Genomic DNA, 19,947 nt, shown 5'->3' with positions numbered 1-19,947 from the left:
TTTATAAGGTACTTCACACCTGCGTTCAACAGCGAGAACCAATATCTGCTTAACAAAAAATAATTCCCATATGAAATACTGTGTTCCCCGGAGATGATGTTCTCTACTCAATGTTCTACTTAATGTGTGTTAAGTTGACAATATTTTTTCTCTGCTAGTATATTATCATTTAAAAACTATCAATTTCCCGCGTTATGAAGCTTTCTTTACGAGCTTTTCTCCGGATGCGTCCGGCCCCCGGCAAACAGAAAAGTGCGCTTCCGGTTTGGCTGACCACAATTGTGGCCATGTTGTTGCTGACCGGCGCCTATGCCCAGAACAACCCACCAGTCAGAGGTAAGGTACTCGACGAGACAGGGAAGCCCCTGTCTGGTGTTACCGTCGCTATTAAAAACACTTCCAGAGGTACTGTTACCGGTACTGATGGTAGTTACAGTATCAGTGCTGCCGCAGGCGACGTACTGTTATTCAGTTTTGTGGGGTATACCACCGCACAGGTAACGGTGGGCAGTGGCGCCAAGTACGAGATCAGCCTTGCTCCGAATTCACAATCACTGGAGCAGATGGTGGTGATCGGTTATGGTGCACAGAAGAAAAGTTCCCTGACGGGTTCTGTGGCTTCTGTCAACAGTAAGACCATTGCCGAATTGCCGGTAGTCAGCGTACAACAGGCCCTGCAAGGTCGTGTGGCTGGTCTGACCGTTACTAATAACGGTACGCCTGGTTCCGATCCGATCATCCGTATCAGGGGTATCAGTTCTATCAGCTATGCTTCTGACCCGCTGTATGTGATAGACGGATTTCCGACTTCTAACCTGGCCAGTTTCGACAGTAGAGATGTGCAATCGGTAGAAGTGCTGAAGGATGCGAGTGCGGCAGCTATTTATGGTTCCCGTGCCACCAATGGCGTTATCATCATTACCACCAAGAAAGGTTCCCGGGATGGCAAACCGCATGTCAACTTTGACTCTTACGTGGGCGTACAATCTGCCTGGAAGACCGTCGACCTGCTTAATACGCAACAATACCTGCAATATGAGCGTGCCTTGAATGGTGCAGCGGGTATTGCCAAACCTCCGCGTCTGGAAGATGCTAATTTCAATCAACCGCTGTATGACGGTACTTCCCAGAGCTTTGCACAGACAAATACAGATTGGCAGGATGCTTATTTCAGAAAAGCACTGATCACACAGTCGAATGTATCTGTGAGCGGCGGTAATGAAGCCTCCCGTTATTATATGTCCGCCGGACACCTGAAGCAGGATGGTATCGCGCAGGGTGTTAATTATGAGCGTGGTAATTTCCGTATCAACTCAGAACATAATATCAGTAAGGCGTTTACCGTAGGAGAAAACCTATTGCTGTCTTATTCCAAACAGCGCTATGACAATACTTCCGGTAACAGGACCCGCCTGGCTAATATTATCAGGGCATTGCCCTATCTGCCGGTATATGATCCGACGACTAATGGCGGGTTCCGGAATGCGGAGAACAGTGTGGATGGTGCAGACCCTACCAATCCGGTGGAAGATGCAATTCTTCTGGGTAATGCACACCGCCAGGTATTCAAGTTACTGGGTACTGTGTATGCGCAGGTGAATCTTACGACCTGGCTGAATTTCCGCTCTACATTCGGGGCGGATTATGTTTCGAACTATCAGCATGAATTCCTGCCTATTTACAATGACAAGGGTAGGAATGCGTCTGTCGCGACGATCAATGACCAGCGCTCCAACAGAACAACTTTGTTATATACACAACAGCTGACTTTTGACAAGACATTTGGTCAACACCATATCAATGCGGTGGCTGTATATGAGAGGCAACAGGCGGATAATTTCGGGGAGACACAATCCGGCAACCAGAGTACTAATGACCGGGAAACATTTGTGGGTGCTACGAATGTGACGGCTTTTTCCTCCCGTACGGCTACTTTGATACAGTCTTATATTGGTCGTGTCAGTTATGATTTTGCCGGCAAATATTTGCTTAGTGGCGCTATCCGTCGTGATGGACTTTCCGTATGGGCGCCCGGTAAAAAGTTCCAGAGTTTCCCATCTGTATCAGCAGGTTGGAAGATCGACCAGGAGCCTTTCCTGCAACCGGTGACTGCTCTCTCAGAATTGAAGCTTCGTGGTGGATGGGGTGTCACAGGTCTGAATGCAATCGGCGTCTTTCCTGCATTGCAGAATTCCATTCTTTCCAACGAGTATCCCTGGCAGGCGGTAGTACAAGCCAATGGTGCGAGTTATCCTTTTGGTAATACCATCACAGTCGGTAATGCTTCTTATTACAATCAGCTGGCCAGCAGCGGACTGGAATGGGAGAAAACCAAACAGTTGAATATCGGACTGGACCTGGGTTTGTTTAATAACCGTATCACTTTTACTGCTGAATGGTACCGGAGACAGACAGATAACCTGATCCTGACAATTCCGACGCCTTATAGCTTTGGTTTCGGGGGAACTGGTTCGGAATTGAATGCGGCTTCTATGAGGAATAACGGCGTGGATCTGCAACTGGGCTATAATAAAACCGGTGGCAACTTTACCTGGAATCTGAGCGGTAATATCGGGTTTATCAAGAACAGGATTCTTAGTCTGAATACCCCCGGTGCTACGATCGACGCCGGTGCAGATGCGGACTTTGGCAACGGCAACATGACCCGTACAGTAGCCGGACAGGCGATCCAGTCTTTTTATGGTTACGTGGTAGATGGCATTTTCCAGAGTCAGGACGAAGTGAATAAGAGCCCGGTGCAGATTGAAGGGTCTGATCCGGCAAAATCTACTGCTGCCGGTGATATCAAATTCAAAGACCTGAATGGAGATGGTAAGATCACTGCGGATGACCGTACCTTCCTCGGTACCTATATTCCTAAGTTCACTTATGCGCTGAACTACAGCGGTAGCTATAAAAGCTTTGATCTCTCCTTATTCTTCCAGGGAGTGCAGGGTAACAAAATCTTCAATGGTACCCGTGTATTGCGTGAAGGTATGGCCCGTCTGTTTGGTGCAGGTGTGGAAGTACTGGATGCGTGGACACCGGGCAATACCAATACAGATATCCCGAGGGCAGTCAGTGGTGATCCTAACCAGAATGCCCGCGTATCAGACCGCTGGATCGAGAATGGCTCTTATCTGCGTCTGAAGAACGTTATTCTTGGTTACTCATTGCCGGCATCTGCGTTACGTACGCTTACCCATGGGGCAGTCAGCAATTTCAGGGTGTATGTTTCCTCTCAGAACCTGCTGACTTTTACCGGTTACAAGGGATGGGATCCGGAGATCGGTTCCAAGAATACGACACTTACCAATGGTGTTGATTATGGTCAGTATCCTTCCGCAAGGTCATTCCAGTTTGGCTTGCAGGTAGGTTTCTAAAAAAGCGCAGTAAAAACGATCAGACATGAAAAAGAGTATTTCCTATAAACATATTATGACGGCGCTTTTGACAGCGGCCCTGTTTACCAGCTCCTGTACAAAGGATCTGGACAAGACGAATCCCAGTTACGCTACACTGGATAATTACTTTAAGAACAGCGCTGAGATGCAGAAAGGCACGAATGCCATTTACTCCGCTTTTCATGCGGGTAACCTGGTGGGCAGGGAATGGTTTTTTGTACACGATCTCAGGAGTGATGATGTGTCATCAGGTGGCGGACAGCTGGAAGTGCCCAGGGCACAGATGCTGAACGGCGCTACTTCTTCTGATAATGCGGTGATGGCGAGTGTGTGGAGAGGGCTGTATACGGTAATTCATCGTGCGAATACGGTGATAGGCAGTGCGCCGAATGTAACAGACAATGATGAGTTACGCGACCAGTGTGTCGCTGAAGCCAAGTTCTTTCGTGCCTGGGCTTATTTCGAGCTGGTGACCCTCTGGGGGCCTGTACCGCTGTATACGGTGGTTGTCAGTGCGCCCGATCAGTTTCAGGCAAGAGCGGCGACGGACGCTGTATATACTCAGATCATCAAAGACCTGACAGAAGCTGCTGCTGATCTGAAACCCAGCTATGGCGCCGCGGACCAGGGGAAGATCACTTCCGGTGCTGCCAATGCCATGCTTGGCAGGGCGCAGTTACAGAAAGGCGATTATGCGGCTGCAAAAGAAGCTTTGCTGAAAGTGACGGGTTCCGGTTTGTATCACCTGGTGAACAATTACATGGATAATTTCCTGGAAGAAACGGAGTTCAATGCAGAGTCAATCTGGGAGGCCGTTTATTTCGACAGGGGCGATAATGGTTTTGACTGGAATGGTACCGGTGATGGAGCAGGGACTGCGCAATCTACTATCCGTAATCAGGAGTATAGTCCGGTAGCCTGGAGAAATCTTATTCCTTCCAATAAATATCTCAACGAATTTGAAAATACGGCTACCGGTGCTGCTAAGACCGATCCGCGTTATGGCGGTTCTGTATACCAGACCGGGGATAAGTTCAATAACGATGCAGATGTACTGACAGACGCGATGCAGAATGGGAATGCTTCGTTGGTGAATGGCGTTACCAAAAAAGTAAGCTGGCGTAAGTTTATGATAATCTATAAGCAAAGTCTATCGACAGCTTCTTATCACCCGGGGGGCAACAACCAGCGTATTATCCGCTATGCGGAAGTGCTGCTGATGCTGGCGGAATGTGAGAATGAACTAGGTAATACAGGCGCCGCTGTGGGTTATCTGAATCAGATCAGGGACAGGGTATCAGTCGCCATGCCGCATTATCCCACCGCACAGTTCCCGGTGTCTAATAAGGAGCAGATAACGAAAGCATTGATGCATGAGAAAATGGTAGAAATGGGAGGTGAAGAGATCCGCAACCGGGATATTCTGAGATGGCGGAAGAAGGGGTATTTCACGACGGATCCGTTGTCTTACTTCAGGGCTAACAGGGATGAGCTGTTGCCCATCCCGCAGCAGGAAATTGATAACAACCCACAATTGGGAGCCGGAGGCGTAGCCAAACAGAACCCGGGTTATTAAGTATTGGTGTCATAGATCTATATTCAATTCGAAAGGGGAGGCCGGGAGGCCTTCCCTGTTATATAAGTTAGGATTGTCAGGATTGTCTGCCCAGGCATACCGTACACGTACCGGCGCTACTACTTCCGGCGACCATATGATCACGTTATTTCCTTCCAGTTTTGTTTGTGCCCATACAAATTTTCCGTCCTTTCCGGCAATAGCAAACTGTCCGGGTGTAAGACCGTCACTGGTGATCAGACCACTACCGGTATCTGTAAAAGTTATCACTACTTTATTATCGCTGATATTCGCCTTTTCCGCCAGCGGTCCACTGGCCACCAGTTGTTCTTCACCATAGACCATTTTCCTGGCGAGTAAAGCCAGCCGGTCGCCTACCTCCTTTTTTCTGTCCGGATGCACGTCATTCCATTCTCCCAGATCTATCGCAATTGCCATAGCGGTATGCGGCAGAGACCCGCTTTTGCGCTGTGATTCCCTGAGGGTGGCCCAGCTACTTTCGGAAGGCAGGTATTGTACTTCCAGGAAACCCGGAAGTTGTACAAAGAGCACAGGCAATGCAGGGTTGTGCCATTTGTTTCGCCAGTCATTGATCAGGGCGGGTAGGAGACGGCTGTATTCCTGTGGATTGCCCATGTTGCTTTCACCCTGGTACCATAAAGCACCTTTGATCGTATAAGGAATAATGGGGGCGAGCATCCCATTATGCAGTGCGGCAGGACAGTTCGTTTCTCTGAAAGTTGTTTGTGGCGGAGGCGCCTGGTAAACGCCGCCTACTTTGTATAACCAGTCGCCTTTGAGGTCGAGTGTGTCATTGCCGGCAGCCAGGTAATAAGGTTTATCCGGTATGAATCCACCTTTACCTGCGGTGTTCGTTATCCGTACCACGATCAGGTTTTTACCAGGTTTCAGGATGCCTGCCGGCAGCGTATAACGTCGTTGGGGATACTGATAGGAGGTATTACCGACCTTTTGTCCGTTTACATATACGACATCCGCATCAACGATTCTGCCCAGGCGAAGCATGGCGGATGTATCCGTCATGGTCGCCGGTATATCAATTTCCCGCCGGAACCAGACAATGCCATTCAGTTCCCGGACGCCCTGGTCATTCCAGTAGCCGGGCAAGGTGAAAGGATGCCAGTGTTGGGGGGTATAGGCCGGGTCGTACCATGCGGGGTGATTGTCCAGTCCTGCGTCAGCTGGTTCCGGTACCGCTGGTGCAGGAGGCGGCGTAATAGTTTCATTATTTCGGATGGACGTCTGTATGTCAGGGAAGTCCTTGAGTCCTTCTTTGCTGGTCCAGGCTTCAATGGGCGTACCTCCGACAGATGCGTTGATTAATCCGACGGGTACATGATAACGCTGGTAGAGATTGCGGGCAAAGAAGTAGGCTACCGCAGAAAAATCAGCCACGTCTGTGGGCGTGGCTGATTTCCAGTAAGCGGCTGACAAATCATCGGAGGGTGCTTTCAGATTCGTCGTCTGCGGAATTTTAAAGTGCCGGATTTCCGGGAAGTTGGCATTGGTTATGTCAAAGGCATAACGTTCACTGTGCAGGGTCATCTGATGCACCATGTTGGATTGTCCGGCGCAAAGCCATACGTCACCCACTAGGATATCCCGGAGGATGATATGGTTTTTCCCTTTGATGTCCATGGTAAAGGGACCTCCATGACTCATGGCCGGGATGGTGGCAGACCATTTTCCGTCCGATCCTGCGGTAGTCCTGATTTGTTTCCCCCGGAATGTTATCCGGATCTTCTCCTGCGGAGAGGCCCATCCCCAAAGCTGTACCGGTGTATTGCGCTGCAGCACCATGCTGTCGCTTACAAGCCGGGGGAGTCTTACCTGTGCCACTGAACGGGCATGTAACAGGGAGAAGAGCAATGCGCCGGCGATCAGATAGCGATAGCGCATCATAGGGATGGATTGATGGTTTGAATACTGCCATCCTCGTTATAATGTAGTTCGGTCACCTTGACATTACGGAGGTAGGTTTTGCCGGATAACTGCACGTCATGGTAGAACAGGTACCATTTACCATCTTTTTCAATGATGGAATGGTGACTCGTCCATCCTTCCACAGGTTTCAGGATAATACCTTTATAGGTGAACGGTCCCCGGGGACTATCACCGATGGCATAACACAGATTGTGGGTGTCACCAGTCGAGTAGGAGAAGTAATATTTCCCTTTGTATTTATGCATCCAGGATGCTTCAAAGAAACGTTTATCGTTGTCTTTTTCATGGAAAGGCTGTCCTTTTTCGTCCACTATTTTTACTTCATCGACGGGGCCGTCGAAATGTTTCATGTCTTTGTCCAGCATCGCCATTCTGGGCAGGATAGCCAGTTCTTCGGGTGTACGGTTGCCTTTGGCAGAATCGTACTGGTTACTATTCCAGCGTTGCAATTGTCCGCCCCAGATGCCACCGAAGTACATATAAAACTTACCATCATCATCTCTGAATACACAAGGGTCGATACTGTAGCTGCGGGGGATCGGTTCTTTTTCTGCAGTAAAAGGTCCTTCGGGTTTGGTGCTGGTGGCTACGCCGATATGGAAAACATCCTTTTTGTCTTTTACCGGGAAGTAGAGATAATAAGTTCCGTTTACATAAGCCGCATCCGGCGCCCATAATTGGCGGCCGGCCCAGGGAATGTCTTTGATACTGAGTGCTACACCATGATCTGTTACGGGACCGCCGACAGCGTCCATGGACAGGACATGAAAGTCTTTCATATCGAAATGGCTGCCCAGATCATCTTCCGGGATACCGGTGGCGGTGTCATGGGAAGGGTAGATATAGATCCTGCCATTGAACACATGGGCGGACGGATCAGCGGTGTAGATATGGCTGACCAGGGGCTGTGAAAGGTATTCCTTTCCGGTGCTGTCAGCGGAGATAGTGGTGTGTGTACTATCGCCGGACTTTGAAGAACCGGCTGGCTGGCAGCTATAGCAGCCGAAGGCTAATGCAGCCGGGAGGATAAAAACAGGTGAAAATTTTAAAACGCGCATATTTCAGAGTATTGAAGTGTCAGGGTAATTGTTAACGGGAACCGGTGGCAGGTGGCGGCAGATAGGTCTCCTGTAAACCACCTGCGTCCACTACCAGCTGTTGCAGGACAACAGCCGGAGAGATCATCCAGTAACGGATGATATGGCGGCCGGCCGTATGTAGTCTGTGGGAAGTGACAGGCCGGAGAATATTATCGGCTACCCATTTGTTCCAGTCCCCGTTTTCATGCAGGGACATGACCACAGGGGTCTCATTATCCACAGAAATGCCATATTTAAGCCCTTTACCGCCCGTAAAGTCCAACGTAGGGCTTATGAGCGCTGTAATAGTAATCAGGCCCGTATCGGGGCTGTTAATCACATATTCCAGGCAGGGACTGTTTTTACTGAGCGGGACCGTCCTGGTAACAGGAAAGGTAGTGATACCATCCCCTGTACGCCCGATATCGGGAATCACTTTCCAGGTGATGCCGGCACTGTTGACGGCTTTGGAGTAGCGGGCAGCCGGGAGGGAGAAGTACCGGGAAGTATCGTTTGTGGATGGGGGAGTAGTCGGTGTTGGTTGATGGGTGGAGACATAGGTGACAGCAGGCATACTGTTGTAGTCTGGTTGTTGCCAGTAAGTATAACCGATATGTGTCTGGTCCATCATGTGATTCCATTTACCGTCTGCCAGCTGATTGTATTCCTTTGATAAAAGGGAGTCGCTGATATACAGCTGTTTTGCTTTATCGGCCCAGGCGTTAGCGCCGGAATCCTGTCTTGCGGCCAGTTGTCTGTTCATGGCAACAGCATAATACAGCTGGTGGACAATGGTGTTTGCTTTTACGGGGTGCAGCACTAATTGGAAGCACGCATCTTTGTGGGCCGGAGGAATGTTTTTATACAGTTTTTCGGTGACGGCCTGCAGGGATTCCCATTCGTGTAAAACGCGGGCTGCCTCGTTGTAGGCAGTCAGGCTATAAGTGTCAGCGTTCAGCAGTTCTGGTTTTCTTCTGGCGGCGTATTGTCCGTAGAGACGTTGTATTTCTCCGATCTGTTTTGCATAAGCGGCGCCAAATTGTTCTGCAGCCCATTGCGTGTAGTAATCTCTCAGGTTGTCTTCCTGCCAGCGATTTGTATCCCAGGCATATTCCAGAAAAAAGGAGATCGGGAATTCCATGGGTTTAAGATCCCCGACGTTGACGATCCATATTCTGTCAGCGCCGTATGCTTTGGCCAGGTGCATCTGTTCCCACACGCGGGCGATATTGTTGGTGTTGATCCATTTGTAGTTACGTGGATCCCCGACATAATCGAAGTGATAGTAGATGCCGTAGCCACCACCTCGGACAGTTTCTCCGGGGTGTGGCAGTTTACGGATGTTGCCCCAGTTGTCATCACAGAGCAGCAGTGTCACATCATCCGGTACCCGCATACCTTTATCGTAGTAATCCTGTACTTCTTTGTACAGTGCCCATAACTGGGGCGTAGCGGCGGCCGGTTTGCCGGTAATGTCGGTGATGATCTGCCGCTGGTCTTTTACGATGCGTTCCAGTAATGCGGTGGCGGTGCCTTCTGTCATGGGTTCATCTCCGTCTCCGCGCATCCCGATGGTGACAATACTTTCATGGTTGCGCATCCGCATGATGCCTTTACGCCAGAAATCGCGTAAGGTGGCCTCATTCTTTACATAGTTCCAGGGACCATTACCATAGCGCCGCCATTCATCATGTGCACGCAGCATGGGTTCATGGTGGGAGGAGCCCATCACAATACCCCATTTGTCGGCGATCACGGGGTTGAGCGTATCATCGTCATTGAATGCGTTGCCCCACATGGCCGGCCAGAGGTAATTGGCTTTCAGGCGGAGCAGCAGTTCGAACATGTGTTCATAGACCTTGTGATTGAAGCCGCCGAATTTCTCTTTGGTCCAGTTGGCAAAGGCGGGTGCTTCGTCGTTAATGAAGATACCCCTGTATTTCACCGATGGCGTTGTGGATTGCCAGGAGCTGCTTTTGATAAATATCGTCGCCTGTTTTTTAACAGGTACATCCGCCCACCAGTACCAGGGGGAAACGCCTGCTTGTCTGGATAGTTCCAGTACGCCGTAAGCCGTGCCGCGTTTATCGCTGCCGGTAATGACCAATGCTTTTTCCACCTGAGGAAAGGGGGATTGGATGGTGTGTATGCGGTATGTTTCCCATTTGCCTTTCAATCCGCTATAGTCTGCTTTTTTATTACGTACAAGCGTCTTTATAGCAGCGCTATTTTCTGTGCCAATGATGACGAGGTGTTCAGGTGCGTCCGCAATGTCATGGATGATGGCGGGCATTTTACCGGTGATGCGGGCAATGTCTGTCTGTAGCAGGGTAGCCACTTTATTGACCAGCCAGTCGTCGGTGCTATCCACGTAAATGGCCGCCGGGTTTAAATCCACCAGGGGGAATTTGTTCTTGTCCGTTCGGGTGGTCAGTAATTGCTGTGCATACAGGCACTGACCGAGGATCAACAATAAGAGAATGGTGCTCAGTTTTTTCATAACGGGAATTATTCTGTAACGGGTCCTTGGTCTGCTACTTACTGCCTTTCTTCAGGGACGATGCCCTTACAATGAGTTCTGACCGGAGTATGATGGTATTGGTGCTGCTGATAAAGGAGACGTCTCTGACATGGTTGATCAGATGTCTGGCGGCTACCTGTCCCATTTCATAACCTGAATAATTGATGGTGGTCAGATTGGGTGCTATGACTTTTGTGACAGGGTCATTATTGAATCCTACAAAAGCGATATCCTGCGGGATGCGGATACCCTGTTCTTTCAATGCCAGCATACAACCGACTGCACAACTATCATTGGCCACAAAGATACCGTCGGGTATTGGCTTCATTTTCAGGATCTTGCTGGCGGCTTCTGCACCTGCTTCCTGGCTCAGATCCGTAATAAGTACATAATCTTCCCTGAACTTGATTTTATGTTCACTCAGTGCTTCTTTATAGCCTTTTAGTCTGTCTTTATACACGTTTTGTACAGTGGGCGCTGTGATATGCAATATCCGGCGGCAACCCTGTTCTATCAGGTGCCGGGTGGCGTTGTAGGCCGCCTGGCGGTTGTCTATCAGGATATTGACAGAGCTTTCATGTTGTTGTACGCGGTCAAAGAATATGACCGGTATATTCTTTCTGAAGAAATTATCAAAGTGGCTTAGCTCTGTTGTGTCTACGGCCAGGGAGACCAGCAGGCCGTCTACCCGGCTGTCGAACATGGTTCTGGCGCTGGCGGCTTCTTTTAGAGAAGACTCTGAGGACTGTGCAATGAGCAGGGAGAAATTCTGTTCGTTGGCAGCTGTTTCAATACCGGCGATGACAGACGACATAAAGTGGCTGTTCAGCCTGGGAACGATGATGCCAAATGTGTTGGTTTTCTGGTTCCGCAGACTACGTGCAAAGTGGTTACTACGATAGCCCATCTGTTCAGCAAGGTCCAGGATCTTCTTTTTGGTTTTCGTGCTGATTGTAGGATGGTCCTGCAATCCACGGCTGACCGTGGTCGCGGAAATCTTCAGTTCCCGGGCGATGTCATATATGGTCACCTCTCTTTCGTTTGCCATAAATGTCGGATGTCTGTATAAGGTAATGAATGGGAGAGCTGCTTACCGGCACTCATATCGTGGATACATTTTGTGTACACAATCGCTTGTGTCTTTTAAATGTACAGCTAAAGTAAACTTTTTTAGAAAATAAATTACACAATCGGTTGCAATTTTAGAAATTGTCTTTACTTTAGGCGTGTGTTCCCGTTTTGAAAATGAAAAAAACTTACAGATCAATAAATAATTAAGAATTAAGAATTAAGGATTAAGAATTGAATGCAGCGACTGTGGGTAAGGATTTACGGGCTAGTGCAAAGCTTTTGTGGTTTTAATGTTTTACGAAGACAATAACGGAGAGACTTCCTAACTCTTAATTTTTAACTCTTAATTCTTAATTCTTAATTCTTAATTCTTAATTCTTAATTTCTACCCTCAGCTTTCTAATAAAAAGACTTTCTATGCAGATGGAACAAACAATGCGTTGGTTTGGTCCCGGGGATACCGTGCCCCTGCGATATATCAGACAGGCCGGATGTACCGGTGCCGTGACAGCTTTACATCATATTACGCCGGGTGAGGTATGGCCGGCAGCGGCTATTATGGAACGCCGTCAGCTGATTGAAGCTGCAGGAATGACCTGGACTGTGGTGGAAAGTTTACCGGTGAGTGAAGATATTAAACGACAGTCGGGCGATTATCTCCGGCATATAGAAAATTTCAAGGAAAGTCTGCGGAATCTGGCTGCGTGTGGTATAAAGGTGATTACTTACAATTTTATGCCTGTACTGGATTGGGTGCGGACGCATACGGACTATGCGATGGAAGACGGGAGTCGTGCCTTGTATTTTGAGCGTGCGGCATTTGTTGCTTTTGATCTGTATCAATTACAGCGCCCGGATGCAGCGTTGGATTATGATGCGGTGACGATCAAAAAGGCCCGTCAGAGATATGAGGCCATGTCCGTAGAAGAACGGGAAAGGATTTACAGGAGTGCTTTGCTGGGATTACCGGGATCGAATGGACAATTTACGGCGACGGAGGTGTTACAGGCATTGGAGACCTATAAAGACATAGATGCAGATAAGTTACGAACACACCTTTGTGATTTTTTGAGGGCGGTTACACCTGTTGCTGAGGCATCGGGTGTACGGCTGGCAATTCATCCGGATGATCCGCCTTATCCGGTATTGGGTTTGCCCAGGGTGGTCAGTACAGAAGCGGATATACAGTATTTGTTTGACACGGTACCATCAGTCGCAAACGGCCTGTGTTTTTGCACTGGTTCATTGGGCGCGAGAGCAGATAATGATTTGCCGGGTATGATACAGCGATGGGGCGATCGTATCTGGTTCCTGCATCTGCGGAATACCAAAAGAGATGCGGAAGGCAATTTTTATGAAGCAGCTCATCTTGCAGGCGATGCAGATATGTATGTGATTGTAAGTGAAATTGCGTTGCTGATGCAAAAGCGGAATGCATCGATTCCCATGCGTCCTGATCATGGGCATCAGATGCTGGATGATCAGGACAAAACGACTTATCCGGGATATAGTGCGATCGGCAGACTAAAAGGGCTTGCTGAATTAAGGGGTCTGGAGACCGGCATATTGCGCCATCTGTTCACGTTATTGGTTCTATTACTGACGGCTTTTTCTATGCCAGTCTTCGCACAACAGAATGCAGGTCATCCGAGGCTACAGCAACAGGGCAGCACGGTACAGCTGATGGTAAAGGGCGCTCCTTTTCTCATACGCGGAGGAGAGCTGGGTAATTCAAGCGCTTCCAGTATCTCCTATATGGAGGGGCTTTGGAATACCCTGGAACAAATGCAGCTGAATACCGTGCTGACACCTGTTTACTGGGAACTGACGGAACCTGTGGAAGGGCAGTTTGATTTCGCTGTAGTAGACAGCATTATTTATCAGGCGCGTAGTCATCACATGCACCTGATCCTCTTGTGGTTTGGTACCTGGAAGAACAGTATGAGTTGTTATGTTCCGTCCTGGGTGAAGAAAGATCCGCAGCGCTTCCCCAAGGCGCTAAAGAGCGATGGGAGCGGACAGGAGATCTTATCGGCTTTTAGTCCGCAGAACCTCGCAGCAGATGTAAAAGCATTCCGTGCGTTGATGCAGCACATTCACGAAACAGATGCAGGTTACAGTACCGTCATTATGGTGCAGGTAGAGAATGAAATCGGCTTTCTGCCGGAGGCGAGAGAACATACACCTGCTGCAGATGCAGCTTATAAAGGGTTAGTGCCTGCTGCGCTGATGGATTATCTGCAAAAACATAAAAACGAGTTAGTCCCGGAACTGAAAGCACATTGGTCGCGAAACGGCTATCTGACAAAGGGCAGCTGGGAGCAGGTATTCGGGAAGAGTGTGGCTACCGAGGAACTTTTTCAGGCATGGCATTATGCGCAATATACCAATACGATAGCCCGTGAAGGCAAGTCGGCATATGCACTGCCGATGTTTGTCAATGCGGCGCTGAATCACCGGAATGTTGCACCCGGTCAGTATCCCAGCGGAGGCCCCTTACCCCATCTGATAGATATATGGCAGGCCGGAGCGCCGGCAATAGATATCTTATCCCCTGATTTTTATAATCCCCGGTTTAAATATTACAACGACCTTTATGTGAGAAGGAACAATCCTCTGTTCATTCCGGAGATACGTTTTGACGCATCAGATGGGGCGAAGGCATTGTATGCGGTCGGACATTACCAGGCGATGGGTTTCTCCCCGTTTTCAATAGAATCTACCCTTCAACCAAAAGAAGAAACGATCGCAAAGAGCTACGCACTGTTGCAGCAATTATGGCCGGTGATTGCAAAGTGTCAGGGCTCGGGTAAGATGGAAGGTGTTTTACTGGATACAACAGATCTGCGTCAGGCGATCGTTTCCGGTCAGTATCTCCTTTCGGTGGCGCATGATGGTACACTGGGCTGGAAGGGTATTCCCAAGGAGCAATGGCCGGAGGGCGGTGGTATTATTATCCGTACCGGAGAAGATGAATTCATCATAGCAGGTACCGGTATTGTCATTACATTTGGTACCAGTGATAAAATAGCGCCTGTGGTGGGTATCCTGGAGGCAACAGAAGGTGTTTATACAGATGGGAAATGGGTACCCGGCAGAAGGCTGAATGGCGATCAGACCCACCAGGGGCGGCATATCCGTATTCCTTTGGGAGAATGGGGCATTCAACGGATAAAGCTATATCGTTATCAATAAACAGGTCTCTTCCATACATTGATTATTCCACGAAAAGATGAATACGACAAAGAAACTGGCAATCGTTACCGGCGGTGGTTCCGGCATCGGATTCGCCATAGCAACACAGTTTGTTCAGCATAATATTTATACGGTCATCGTAGGCCGGGATGAACAGAAATTGCGGAATGCCTGCGAACAGCTTGGTCCCGGCAGTGAATGTTATACCTGCGATTTGAGTGATCTGAATGCTATTCCTGTCATGGTTGACATGATCATCAGCAGGTATGGTCATATAGATATCCTAGTCAACAATGCCGGCATCAATATGAAGAAATCGTTTACGGAAGTGACGGACGAAGAGTTTCAGGATATTCTGCAGACGAACGTGACCGCTGTTTTTGCTTTATCCCGTGAGGTAGTAAAACATCAGCTGGAAAAGAAGATAAGCGGTTGCCTCATTAACATCAGCTCTATGGCTTCGCAATATGGTATTCCGAAAGTAATCGCTTACACTGCATCAAAATCGGCGATAGAGGGTATGACGAAAGCGATGGCGACGGAATTGTCACCTTATGGTATCCGGATTAATTGTATAGCGCCGGGGTTTATTGCTACGGATATGAGTGCGAAGGCGCTGGAATCAGATCCTGAAAGGAAAGCGAAGGCTTTGGGCAGAACGCCGCTGGGGTATCTGGGGCGGCCGGCAGATATTGGCGCGGCCGCATTATTCCTGGCTTCGGATGCTGCGCAATATATCACAGGGGTGGTGTTGCCGGTAGATGGCGGGAATGCCATCGGATTCTGAAGCGTCCTTATCATGATAAGAATATAAAAGCCGCTACAAAAGTTGCATATTTCAGGCGATTGACTACATTTACAATCGCATTTTCGTAGCGTTGTCCTATACTGTTACCTTGTTATGATGAGTTCGGAAGAAATGAGATCGTCGTTCGATCTCTATAACTACAGTCCTGTTCCTATGTGGCTGTATGATATCAACAGTTTGCAAATACTGGCTGTCAATGATGCTGCCTGTAGGGAATATGGTTATTCCCGTGAAAAATTTCTTACCCTGAAAGTGGATGTCTTATGGCATGCACTCTATTCCAGCGCCATGATGGACCTTATTAATAGTGCCGCCAGACAGCGATTACCTTATATGGGGACGGTGAAATTCATCACCCGTAAGGGTGATATGGTGATTGTGGATCTACAGGCAACGCCTATGACGGCGTGGCATGAGGATGCGCGTATTGTATCGGCGATCAATGTCACAGAGCGGGAGAAGGCAAAGGAAACCGAGCGGCAGCTGAGGCTGAGTAACGAGCGCTTCAATTATGTGAGCAGGGCCAGTAATGAGGCGATATACGACTGGGACCTGGCGGCTGACAATATTTACTGGGCGGATGGTTTTTGCCGTGTATTCGGGTATCCGCTGGATGGGAAGCCGTATCCGCTTAAAAGCTGGTCCAGGATGGTGCATCCGGACGATCTGCTGAAAACCCGGGAAAGCCTGCGTTGCGCCTTACAGGACATGCATACGATTTACTGGCATTCGCAGTACCGGTTCCGGCATTCCATGGGTACTTACCTGTTTGTGGAGGAAACCGGCTATATCATCAGAAATAAGGAGGGAAGGGCGGTGAGGATGATCGGTACGCTCCGCGATATTACTACGCAGCGGGAGACGGCTGCTGCATTGGAGGCGTCAGAGAAACGTTACAGTGATCTGTTTCATCTGAGTCCCTTGCCGATGTGGGTATATGATACGGAAACCTATCAATTCCTTGACGTCAATAAGGCTGCTGTGACGCTTTATGGGTATAGCAGGGAAGAATTCCTGTCCATGACACTCCGGGACATCAGGAAGCCTGAAAACAGGCATGAGGTAGATGAAATCATCAAGGACCGGATCAAACCGGGGGAATATCACTCGGCGATCGTCAAACATGTGAAGAAATCGGGAGACGAAGTCATCGCTAATGTGAGTGGCAATTCGATTGCTTATTGTGATAAGGAGGCCCGGGTAGTGGTCGCATTTGACATTACGGAGAAGCGCAAGTATATCAGTGCGATAGAGGAACAAAACGCCCGCCTGGAGGAAATCACCTGGACACAGGCGCATCTTGTACGGGCGCCGCTGGCACGTATCATGGGTATTGTGCAGTTATTGGGAGATGCCGGGGTAGATGTCGCTACAAAAGAGACGTTGTTATCATATTTGCAGGTATCTGCAACGGAGCTGGACGATATTATCCGGAAGATCATCCGGAAGAGCCAGGAGGTGACAGAGAAACATGATTATTTATCGCCCGGGCTTACCGGATGTTAGCAATAAAATGCCGGACATGAGTGAGAACACTGTTCCGGCATTGCCTGTAACAGATGCATGAACATGTGTTTTATCGCAGCAAGGGCAACAGCTCCATCAGGTTACTGATAATATAGTCAGGACCGGCGGTTTCCAGCTGTGCTTTTGTATGAGCGCCGGTGGTAATACCGATACTCATTCCGCAGCCTGCATTTTTTCCTTCTTCAATATCAACAGTAGAATCCCCCACCTTCACTATTGCACTACTATCGTTGATGTGAAACTGTTGCATAGCAAACAGGATCATATCCGGTTCCGGTCTGTTGCGTGGTACATCACTGGCGGTTACCAATGCATCATATTCAAGCCCTTCCTGCCAGCCTATTTTATGAAGAATATTTGTGGCTGTTTGTCTGTCGTAGCCTGTATTCAGTATCCTCAGGATATTCCTTTCCTTAAGTGCTGCAAACAGATCTGCCGCATAGGGCTGTGCAGAGATATCCTCTTTTGCATAGGCTTCGGTCAGTTGTATAATGAAGTGCTTGTAGATGGTATCGGTCAGTTGTTGATCTTCTACACCTGCATATGTTGAAAGCACTGCGCGGATGGCTTGTTTTTTCTCTTTACCCGCGCCTTCGGCCAGCACCTGTTCAAGGTTGAAGCTGAATCCTGCCTCGTTAATGGCGTTTCTTAATGTTTTATATACCAGATTGTCTTCATTGATGGTCGTACCGGCCATGTCAAAGACAAGCATTTTTATTTTTCGCATTGCTGAAAGAAATTGGTGTTGTGAAAGATGGAATGCTGTCAGCTGGTTTACAGAGTGCTGACAGAGATCTCTCCGTTGATCACTTCTTCTGCGAGTCCGAAGGACAGCGTCATACCGTTACCGCCGACGCCGTTGATGATGGTGACACCTTTTTCCGGACTGAGTATCAGTTCTGTGTTGCCGTTTGTCATCTTTGGATAGAAGCCGACCCAGTGCTGGATGATCTGTGATGATTGTAATTGTGTGAATGTACCGAGGTAGCGGATGATCATCTGGTCGATAAAACCCCGGCTGAATGGATCATGGGTGAGACCATATTCATGAGAATCGCCGATGGTAAGTTCTCCGTATTGGTTCTGCGATACCATCACGTGAATACCCCATTTCAATTCTTCTGCGTATTGTTGCTGGTAACGGTTTTTCAGAGCAGGCAGTGAGGCGGCAGACTGAAAACCAGGATAATGCACCATGGATAATCCGCCGCAAAGCGATGGGCCTATACGCTGTTTTTCAGGTAGGGCAGCAGCACGCATCATCTGTAATTTGCATTTGGTCAGACTCAGTTGACGGAAGGTGTCAGGATACAGCGTTTCAAAGTCTACGCCACTGCATACATAGATCCTGTCGGCTTCCCATTGCCGGTCGCCCGAATAGACGGCGGGATAGCTGATTTTATGGATGGCGGTATGCCAGTGAAAACGGATATGATATTTCTTTTCCAGGAAGGCGGCTACTTGTCCGATTGCTTCCCTTGCTTCAACGATCATTTCGTCCGGGCTCCAGAGTGCGCCGAGTAATCCTTCGGGGTTGATGGATGCAGACTTCTCTAATGCTTCAGCCGGCGTCAGGAGTGTACAGCCACGTTCGGCAGCATTAGCGGCTACATATTCGCGGATCGCCTGTAGTTCGTCGTCATGGTAAGCCAGGTGTAAAGATCCGACCGGGTCGTGCCAGATGCCGGCTTCTTCACAGATGGATTGCCATATTTCGCGGGAGCGCCTGGCTCTATTATACAGTCTTCCTGATGGCTGACCGATGGGCCATATCATCCCGAAATTCCGGATGGAAGCGCCCACTGCACGTTCGTCCCTTTCGAATACCTCGACTTCAAAACCTTTTAGCGCGAGTGCTCTGGCAGTTGCAATACCTACGATGCCTGCGCCTATAACGATAGCTTTTTGCTGTGTCATAACTATGAAAAAAGATAAACAAAGTTTAGCTAAACTAAACTTTGTTTATTATCAGTTTACACAAGCGGTATTAATTTTTTATTAAGCCTCCTTATTTTCAAAGAAGTAAATGACGAGCATAACGGCATTGGCAGTGCCGGTATTTCTTGGTGTGTGGGAGATGCGGCCGTCAAAAAGGAGGGAGTCTCCTTTGGATAGCTGGTAAGTGTCGCCACCGATATTGTATTCCACGTCGCCGCTGATCATGTATTTGTATTCAAAGGCTTCGGTCTGCACCATGGGGCGGTTCGCGCCAGGTTCGAGTTCCAGCAGTACAATATCTACTGTTCCTTTATTGACTGACTGGGTAAAAATGCGTTTGTAGAAGAAACCGATCGCGTCTTCTTTTTCAAAAGGGTCGTAATCAGCTGGTTTTTTGACCAGTACGAGCGGTTGTTCGCTGGTCGTGCTGATATCTTTAAAAAAGACGTTGAGATCAATTTCAAGGGCTCTGATAATGTCTATGAGGACGATCAGGGATGGGATGGTACGGCTGTTTTCAATCTGAGAGATCAGCCCTTTACTCACCTTGGCACGGTCGGCCAGGTCCTGTACCGTGATATTCTTTTCGCGTCGTTTTTCTTTTATCCTGTTACTGATCTGAACTAAAGTGTCCTCTTTCATTATGCGTTATATTAAACCGGCATGACCGGGCTGTAAATTAACATATTATAATAAAAGCTGCGGGGAGGAAGGTTGGTTTACTTGTTTGGCGGTAAAATAGTATCAGTTTTGGTTATAGGCTAATTGGAGGTATGTGCGAGAGTGTATTGATTATTAACCCATTATAATCTTTTTTGTGTTAAGACATACCCCCATACACGACGTGTACATGCTTTATACAC

At 48.6% G+C, this 19,947-nt stretch carries 12 protein-coding genes; 5 read left to right on the top strand and 7 right to left on the bottom strand.

Annotation, left to right across the window (positions count from 1 at the left end):
* Positions 1-194: 194 nt before the first annotated feature.
* Together CPIN_RS24055 and CPIN_RS24050 are read left to right on the top strand one after the other, a co-directional pair.
* A complete protein-coding gene (locus CPIN_RS24055) occupies positions 195-3,383 on the top strand; it encodes a SusC/RagA family TonB-linked outer membrane protein (protein ID WP_148230631.1) in 3,189 nt (1,062 codons plus the stop codon).
* Between the two features lie 25 nt (positions 3,384-3,408).
* Entirely contained in the window at positions 3,409-4,980 is a 1,572-nt protein-coding gene (locus CPIN_RS24050; RefSeq protein ID WP_012792450.1) for a RagB/SusD family nutrient uptake outer membrane protein, read from the top strand.
* A gap of 9 nt (positions 4,981-4,989) precedes the next feature.
* Here CPIN_RS24050 and CPIN_RS24045 read toward each other — a convergent pair whose 3' ends face one another.
* Genes CPIN_RS24045 through CPIN_RS24030 form a run of 4 tightly spaced genes read right to left on the bottom strand, consistent with a single transcriptional unit; the run spans position 4,990 to position 11,593 of the window.
* Positions 4,990-6,903: a sialate O-acetylesterase gene (locus CPIN_RS24045; protein ID WP_012792449.1), complete on the bottom strand. Its 1,914-nt coding sequence runs from the start codon at positions 6,901-6,903 to the stop codon at positions 4,990-4,992.
* Entirely contained in the window at positions 6,900-8,003 is a 1,104-nt protein-coding gene (locus CPIN_RS24040) for a glycoside hydrolase family 43 protein (RefSeq protein WP_012792448.1), read from the bottom strand. The genes CPIN_RS24045 and CPIN_RS24040 overlap by 4 nt, the downstream gene beginning before the upstream one ends.
* Before the next feature lie 31 nt (positions 8,004-8,034).
* Complete coding sequence (locus CPIN_RS24035) at positions 8,035-10,524, bottom strand: glycosyl hydrolase 115 family protein (protein WP_012792447.1); 2,490 nt, start codon at positions 10,522-10,524, stop codon at positions 8,035-8,037.
* 34 nt (positions 10,525-10,558) lie between these two features.
* Positions 10,559-11,593 (bottom strand): LacI family DNA-binding transcriptional regulator, encoded by a 1,035-nt coding sequence (locus CPIN_RS24030; RefSeq protein ID WP_012792446.1) that lies wholly within the window; start codon positions 11,591-11,593, stop codon positions 10,559-10,561.
* Between the two features lie 440 nt (positions 11,594-12,033).
* Here CPIN_RS24030 and uxuA point away from each other — a divergent pair, with 440 nt between their 5' ends.
* The 3 genes from uxuA to CPIN_RS36985 all read left to right on the top strand — a co-directional run bounded on the left by uxuA (position 12,034) and on the right by CPIN_RS36985 (position 17,125).
* Complete coding sequence (uxuA, locus tag CPIN_RS39215; RefSeq protein ID WP_012792445.1) at positions 12,034-14,811, top strand: mannonate dehydratase; 2,778 nt, start codon at positions 12,034-12,036, stop codon at positions 14,809-14,811.
* Positions 14,812-14,848: 37 nt separating this feature from the next.
* On the top strand, positions 14,849-15,598 hold the full coding sequence (locus CPIN_RS24015) for an SDR family NAD(P)-dependent oxidoreductase (protein ID WP_012792444.1): 750 nt from the start codon (positions 14,849-14,851) through the stop codon (positions 15,596-15,598).
* 114 nt (positions 15,599-15,712) lie between these two features.
* A complete protein-coding gene (locus CPIN_RS36985) occupies positions 15,713-17,125 on the top strand; it encodes a PAS domain-containing protein (RefSeq protein ID WP_012792443.1) in 1,413 nt (470 codons plus the stop codon).
* Positions 17,126-17,195: 70 nt separating this feature from the next.
* Here the strand turns inward: CPIN_RS36985 and CPIN_RS24005 are convergent, their stop codons facing one another.
* From CPIN_RS24005 to CPIN_RS23995, 3 genes are all read right to left on the bottom strand, one after another.
* On the bottom strand, positions 17,196-17,873 hold the full coding sequence (locus CPIN_RS24005; RefSeq protein WP_222838148.1) for a phosphonatase-like hydrolase: 678 nt from the start codon (positions 17,871-17,873) through the stop codon (positions 17,196-17,198).
* A 47-nt stretch (positions 17,874-17,920) separates the two neighbouring features.
* Positions 17,921-19,063, bottom strand: coding sequence for a TIGR03364 family FAD-dependent oxidoreductase (locus tag CPIN_RS24000; protein WP_012792441.1), 1,143 nt, complete (start codon positions 19,061-19,063; stop codon positions 17,921-17,923).
* An 81-nt stretch (positions 19,064-19,144) separates the two neighbouring features.
* A complete protein-coding gene (locus CPIN_RS23995; protein WP_012792440.1) occupies positions 19,145-19,726 on the bottom strand; it encodes a helix-turn-helix domain-containing protein in 582 nt (193 codons plus the stop codon).
* Positions 19,727-19,947: the final 221 nt, after the last annotated feature.

Origin of the sequence: Chitinophaga pinensis DSM 2588, from assembly GCF_000024005.1 — a bacterium.
GTDB classification, from domain to species: Bacteria; Bacteroidota; Bacteroidia; order Chitinophagales; family Chitinophagaceae; genus Chitinophaga; species Chitinophaga pinensis.
The sequence above is the reverse complement of the archived record's forward strand: the minus strand, read 5'-3'. Positions and strand labels throughout refer to the sequence as shown.